We start from the raw sequence: 6663 nt of genomic DNA on the forward strand, positions 1-6663 counted from the left end.
CAAGGCCTGACCAAGGTCGAAGGCGCCGGCGCCGATCAGTTCGAGCAACTGAACCTGGGCAGCACCAGCGTCAGCACATCGGTAACCGACGAACCGTCTGGCCAAGGCGACCTGGTCAAGGTCAGCATCGTTGCCAACCAGTCTTCGGTCAACGAAGCCACTGCACCGACCTTCACCGTCAGCCTGAACAAGCCGCTGGACAAGGACCTGACCGTCACCCTGAGCAACAACGACACCGTGCTCTTCAAGGCGGGCGAGACCAGCAAGGTCTACACCGCACCGGCGCAAGGTGATGACGTGTTCAAGGACCCGGGCACCGTCACGGTGGGTATCAGCAAGGCCGAAGTGCCGAACGCCACCTTCGAGAAGCTGGAGTTCAGCAACCCGGCCTCGGTCAGCGTGACCGATACCGAAAGCAAGGTCACTGCAGTGCTGTCGGTGGACAAGTCCACCGTGGCCGAAGGTGGCGCGATCACGTACACCGTGACCCTGGTGGGCGATAACAGCAACCTGCCGGTTACCGGCCATGGCGGTGTGACCGTCACCCTGAGCGGTGGCACCCAGGTCACCATCAATGCGGGTTCGGCCACCGGCAGCGTGACCATCAATGCGCCGGACGACGTATACGTAGGCGGCCAGCCGACGATCACCAAGTCGATCACCGACATCACCGTGAGCGGCGACAAGGTGTTCGAGAAACTGGTGCCGAGCACTACCAGCGTCAGCACATCGGTCACCGACGAGCCGTCTGGCCAAGGTGACGTTGCCAAAGTCAGCATCAACGGCACGACGTCTCTGAACGAAGGCGAGACGGGTACTTACACCCTGAACCTCACCCACGAGGCCAAGGACGAGGTCACCGTTACGCTCAGCTACAGCGGCACCGCCAAGAACGGCGAGGACTTCATCGGTGTGACCACTGTGAAGATTCCGGCCAACAGCAGCGGTACCACGTTCACCATCGGCACCATCGACGACAAGCTGGTCGAGGGTACCGAAAACTTTGTGGTAACGATCGTAGGCGTGTCGGGTGGCAAGTTCGAGAATTTGCAGGTGGATACCAGCAAATCGAGCGTTACCACGACCATCGTGGACAACGACCACCTGCCAGTTTCGAGCGGCGGTGCAGTGTTTGGTGTGGAAGACACCAACTATGTGTTTGCCTGGAGCGACTTCAATGTCTCCGACCCCGATGGCAACACTGGTCTGTCGGTAACCATCAGCTCGATCCCGGCTTCCGGCACGTTGCAGTTCTTCAACGGCACGGCCTGGACCAATGTGGGCGTTGGCCAGGTTGTCAGCCAGGCCAGCATCGAGGCCGGCAACCTGAAGTTCGTTCCGCTGCGCAACGAGTCTGGGACCGATAATTATGGCGGCAACGGCGTGGGCAACCAGCAAGCCGACTACGCGCAATTCAAGTTCAAGCCGAATGACGGCACCAACGTAGGCACAGATTCGACCATGAAGGTCGACATTCGCCCGGTTGCCGATAAGCCGACGCTGAGTTTCGGCAGCGCCGACATCGATTCCAAAGGCCTCACCAAGGAAGTCTGGAACAGCCTCAAAGGTCTTGGCACGGGTGGTAACGGCATTACCGGCGATGACCTGAAGACGGTCTTTGCCAACTCGGGCAGTGCCAGCTCCAGCAGCACCACGACCAATGTTCAGTCCGATGGCAGCGTTGCAGGTGGCACCGGCTCCAAAACCTCTGGCCTGATCTACCTCGAAGCCGGCAAGACCTACACCTTCAGCGGCACTGCCGACGACAGCTTCGTGGTCACCATCGGCGGTAAGACTGTGGTCACTGCCACCTGGGGTGCTGGTGGCCAGGTGTCGGGGACCTTTACCCCGAACACCAGCGGCTACTACCCGCTCGAGGTCTACCATGCCAACCAGGCCGGCCCAGGCAGCTATGACCTGAACATCAAGGTCGGCGACGGTGGCGTCACCGACCTGAGCAGCTCGAACATCAAGATGTACCAGAACGTGACCGAGATGGCCAAGGCTGGCCTGGGCGTGTCCGATCTGCACACTGTGAACGGGCAAAGCTACTATGACGGTTACAAGCTCAATGAGGGGCCGGAAGGCGGCTCGGTCAAACTGGTGGCTATCTCCACCGCCCTCACCGACACTGACGGTTCGGAAACCCTGAGCGTAAGCCTGAGCGGTATCCCCAAAGGGACCGTGCTCAGCGACGGTGCAGGCCATACTGTCACGGTAGGCAGCACGCCGGTGGATGTAACGGGCTGGAAACTCAGCAGCCTGACGCTGACGCCACCGACCTACTACAAAGGTTCGTTCGACGTTACGGTCATCTCGACTGCCACTGAAAGCGTGGGTGGTTCGGCTATTACCACCGGCAATATCCCGGTAACCGTGTATCCCGCGACCTACAAGGCCAGCGTAGGCACATCGGGCAACGACGCCATGACTGGCAGCGAAGGTAACGACATCATTGTTGCAGATGTTTCCGGGCTGAACGTTGTAGCGGGCAAGAACTACAACATCGCGTTTATCGTGGACAGTTCCGGCAGTATGACTGACGACTCGATTGCTGCTGCCAAGTCGCAGCTGGCTTCGGTGTTCTCCACGCTCAAAGCAAGCTTGGGTTCCGACACGTCGGGTACGGTAAACATTTTTCTGGTGGACTTCGATTCGCAGGTCAACATGAACGTTGCAGTGAACCTTGCCGACCCGAACGCCCTCAGCCAATTGCAGGCTGTTTTGAAGTCGATGCAAGGTGGGACAGAGGGTGGCGGTACTAACTACGAAGACGCCTTCAAGACTACTGCAAACTTCTTCAAGAGCACGATGGCTACCGGAAACGCCGGTGCGGACAACCTGACGTACTTCATCACGGACGGCAAACCGACGTTCTATCAACGCAATGAAGTTACCGACAAACGGCTGTGGACGGGTGGCAAGACCCTCGACGATGTTGTCAATGTCAACAACTACAAAGTGGGTGGCACCTTCAGCGAATGGGCTGATGCGACGCACAAAGTTGATATCAGCAGTACTGGCGTGGTCAAAGTCTCGACCTATGGCTATAACATATGGGGTAACTTCGTTCTTTACTCTAGCGACACGCTGGGTACGATTCATGCTCAAGGCGATGGTACCTACGAGTTTTCCAGCCAGGGCGGCACTGGTAAGGGCACGACCTCGAACTGGAATGATTCAGCCTCGAATACAACCGACAGCTTCGTGCTGTTGGGAGGCAGTTCTACAGTTCCCGGTTTGAGCAAGGTCTACGCTATTGGCTTAAACGACGACATCAGCCTCAATGATCTGAAGCCTTACGACAGCGCAGGCAAGCCGCAGACCAACATCGACCCGTCCGACCTGGCGAAGGCGATTCTCGGTCATACCGAAGCCACGGTGCCAGGTGCCGATACCATAGACGGTGGCAACGGCAACGACATCATCTTCGGTGACCTGATTACCCTCAATGGTGTCGTCAGCGAGGGCTACCAGGCCCTGCAAAGCTATGTCGCACAGAAGAGCGGCGTTGATGTCAGCTCCATCACCACCAGCAATGTCCACCAGTACATCACTGAGCATTACAACGAGTTTGACATCTCCGGCGCCAAAGACGGCAACGACATCCTGTCGGGCGGCAATGGCAACGACATTCTCTTTGGCCAAGGTGGTAACGACACGCTCGATGGTGGCAAAGGCAACGATATCCTGCTGGGCGGTACCGGGAACGACACCCTCATCGGTGGCCAGGGCGACGATATCCTGATCGGTGGCAGCGGCGCAGACACCTTCGTGTGGAAAGCGGGTGATTTCGGTAACGACGTCATCAAAGACTTCAAGATGGGGGACAAGGACAAGATCGACTTGAGCGATCTGCTGCAAGGCGAGAAGGGCAGTACCATCGACAATTACCTGAAGCTCACCACGGTTGAAGGTACGACCACCTTGCAGGTCAGCAGCGAAGGCAAGCTCAACGCCGCAGGCGGTATCGCCAATGCCGATGTGACCATCAAGCTTGAAGGGGTGAACTGGTCCAACACCACGATCAACTCGTTGATCAGCGGTGCTGACCCGACCATCATCATCCACAACAAGGACAGCTGATGTGTTGAAGGGGCCGCGCCTGACCGTCGCGGCCCCTGTTTCATTCCACAAGGCCGCGCCCGCAAGGGCCCCATCAACCAAGTAATGGCCGTGCCGGCTCTTTCCTGGCACCTTCCGACAGCGCATACTCAGGCGCTGGGCCTGCGTGCCTGCTGATCTTTGCCTATGCTGCTGCCTACCAACAAGGAACCAAAGTGACGAGGGACACCGCCATGTTCTACGTGCAACGCAATGCCGCCGGTAAGTTGCTGCGTGTAGAGGCAGCCGCTTTTGATGAGTTCACCGAGATGCTCCCAGCCGACCATGCGGATATTCAGGAATGGTTTGCCGATGATGTCGTGGAAAACAGCCTCAATCAGCTCAAGCAAAGTGACCTGGACATGATCCGCGTACTTGAAGACCTGATCGATGTGCTGACTGCCAAGGGCGTGTTCAAGATCACCGACCTGCCCGCCGGCGCGCAGGCCAAGCTGCTCAACCGTTCCACGGCGCGCAAGGCGCTCAGCAGCCTCAACAACCTGATTGACGAAGAAGAGCAGGGCGGGCTGATCTGACTGCAGGCGGTCCCCGCGGCAGGACAGTTATAGGGCTGTACTTCAAGTGTATCTGGTGTTTGCGACCTTGCCGTCAATCAAGCTGTGTGCCGGGTTGGCGGTGGTGTCTTCTGGCGGAAGGGCTCGTGTTCAATAACCTGGAGCGGTTGACCGTGCTGCGTTGGGAGACGCCGCGTGGATGACCCGCACAAGCACAGCGGTAAATCAAACTTATCAATATACGCTAGCCGCTCGCGCAGGTCCCTTCCACGGAGCAAAACGATGGGGTGGTTACATACGTATGCTGAAGCCGTCATCTTCAGAAAAATTGAAGATGAATTCTTAAGTGCAGCTGGCTAAACTTGACGTGCAAGGATAAATAAAGTCTCACGGTTTTTGCCGGATGGTAACTGCTTTAAGTTTATCATGATATGTAGAATCGTCTATGCCAGTCATTTTTTTAATAGTGTTTGCTGGGTCTTTATCTAGAGTGTCTGCCAATTCCTTTATGTGGCTGGCATAGCTGGATCTGGACGCTATGCCCGTAACTGCTGTTGTGCCTAAACCGTATTCGTCTGCCATTTTCCACATTGATGCGGCCGCAAGGTCTATGCGGTCATTCTTATTTTTTAGCTCGCTGTTCCGGATCGAGATAATTAGCTTTTTAAGAGAGTTTATTTGTTTTGCGACAGGTTTAAGTTTTGGATCTGAATATAGCGGGGTGGGAGTCACTTTTTTATTGAACATTTCTCTTTGTAAGGGAATCTTGGCTTCGCGGTAGGCCTGCTTGTCAGCAGCTTCTTTAAGTAATTTTAGATTGGGGCTAGAGGGACCAGCGCTTTTGTTAGAAACTTTACCGTGCCCGCTAGGGTCCGAGTGGTTTAGTGGATCATTTTCACAATAAGCGTAGGCATTGCGACCGCCAGCGCCAAAGGGGCTCCAGGCATCAGGAGTGAAGAAACGCATTAAACACGAGCTGAACAGTCTGTAACTGCCCAGCAAATAGCAGCTTATCGAGGCTTCGGGTAGCTGCCCATTAAATTGCAATCGACCACTGCCCTGGAATCGTTCTTTAATGTAACCATATGGCGTGTAGGCTAGGTTCGTTAACGCTTTGGCTTTTTTTGTGCAGATGACACTCCGGCTTGGGTCCGCACCCGGTAAAATGGTGTAAGGTGCCCTCCCTTGCGGGAGGAACCGTTCGCTGATGAGCTCTCTGTTGGCACGCAATGCCATCCAGGCTTCGTCTTGAGTCAACAATGTGCACAGCTGTCGGCCTTGATAGAAACGCCTGATAATCTGATCGCGACGTGACATTGTTAATTTCCTGTGATTCCGTGGGGCTGTAGAGTCAGCATAGATGCGGACGCCACTCCCAACAACTGGTAAAAATACTAGTTTCAATGCGCAGGAGAGTGAAACTCTTGGTGAAAGTGAATGGCTGTCGAACTTTGATTGTTTGCAGTCTTGTGCTCAAAATATTGAGCAGCTGAGATACGGTAAGATGCAGAACTAATGTGTAATCCTGTTTACACCTCTTCGCGGGAAAGCTCGCGTCTATAAGTATCGGATCAACTTGTGTAGGCGCGGGTTTACTGGCGAAGAGGCCGGTACAGGCTACAAATTCTGGTACTGAGCTGCCGCATTGCTAAGAATCCTGCCAATCTCCTCCCGCAAGGCGGCAGGCTGCTCTACCACCACCCTGTCCCCATGGCTCAAGAGCCACCAGCGTAATGGCCAGCCGTCACTTACCGTGCCGCGTAACCGATGCCCATGCTCCAGTGCCGTCAGTTGCATGTCGCTGCTCAATGGCGCATCCCGCAACTGCCGCGCCAGTGCATCGCTGATTCGCGCAACCAGCTCCACGCCCTCACCCTGCGATGGCTGCAACGCATCCCCTCGCAGATGTGTCAGCAAGTCGAAATTACCGCGCAGTTCGCCCACCGCACTGGCCGCCCAGTGCCAGCCGAACGGTATGCTCTTGTCATTGCGCTCTAGCGGAAAAATCAACGAAAGCTCATTCAGGTGTATCCGCTCCATAAAC

4 protein-coding genes are annotated in these 6663 nt (G+C 55.9%); 2 read left to right on the forward strand and 2 right to left on the reverse strand.

Going from position 1 to position 6663, the window contains the following annotated elements:
- Both GYA94_RS02055 and GYA94_RS02060 read left to right on the forward strand, forming a co-directional pair.
- The coding region (locus GYA94_RS02055) for an immunoglobulin-like domain-containing protein (protein WP_161891707.1) at nt 1-4086 on the forward strand (4086 nt) is incomplete at its 5' end.
- A 212-nt stretch (nt 4087-4298) separates the two neighbouring features.
- Nucleotides 4299-4640 carry a tryptophan synthase subunit beta gene (locus GYA94_RS02060; RefSeq protein WP_110678983.1) on the forward strand — a complete coding sequence of 114 codons (342 nt, stop codon included), beginning with the start codon at nt 4299-4301 and terminating at the stop codon, nt 4638-4640.
- 366 nt (nt 4641-5006) lie between these two features.
- On the opposite strand, the gene GYA94_RS02065 is transcribed toward GYA94_RS02060, so the two are convergent.
- Together GYA94_RS02065 and GYA94_RS02070 are read right to left on the reverse strand one after the other, a co-directional pair.
- A complete protein-coding gene (locus GYA94_RS02065) occupies nt 5007-5936 on the reverse strand; it encodes an RHS repeat-associated core domain-containing protein (protein WP_161891708.1) in 930 nt (309 codons plus the stop codon).
- 300 nt (nt 5937-6236) lie between these two features.
- Nucleotides 6237-6663 (reverse strand): WYL domain-containing protein (locus GYA94_RS02070; RefSeq protein ID WP_161891709.1); only part of this gene is annotated, 427 nt, incomplete at its 5' end.

It is taken from the genome of Pseudomonas juntendi (assembly GCF_009932375.1).
Classification (GTDB): Bacteria; Pseudomonadota; Gammaproteobacteria; order Pseudomonadales; family Pseudomonadaceae; genus Aquipseudomonas; species Aquipseudomonas juntendi.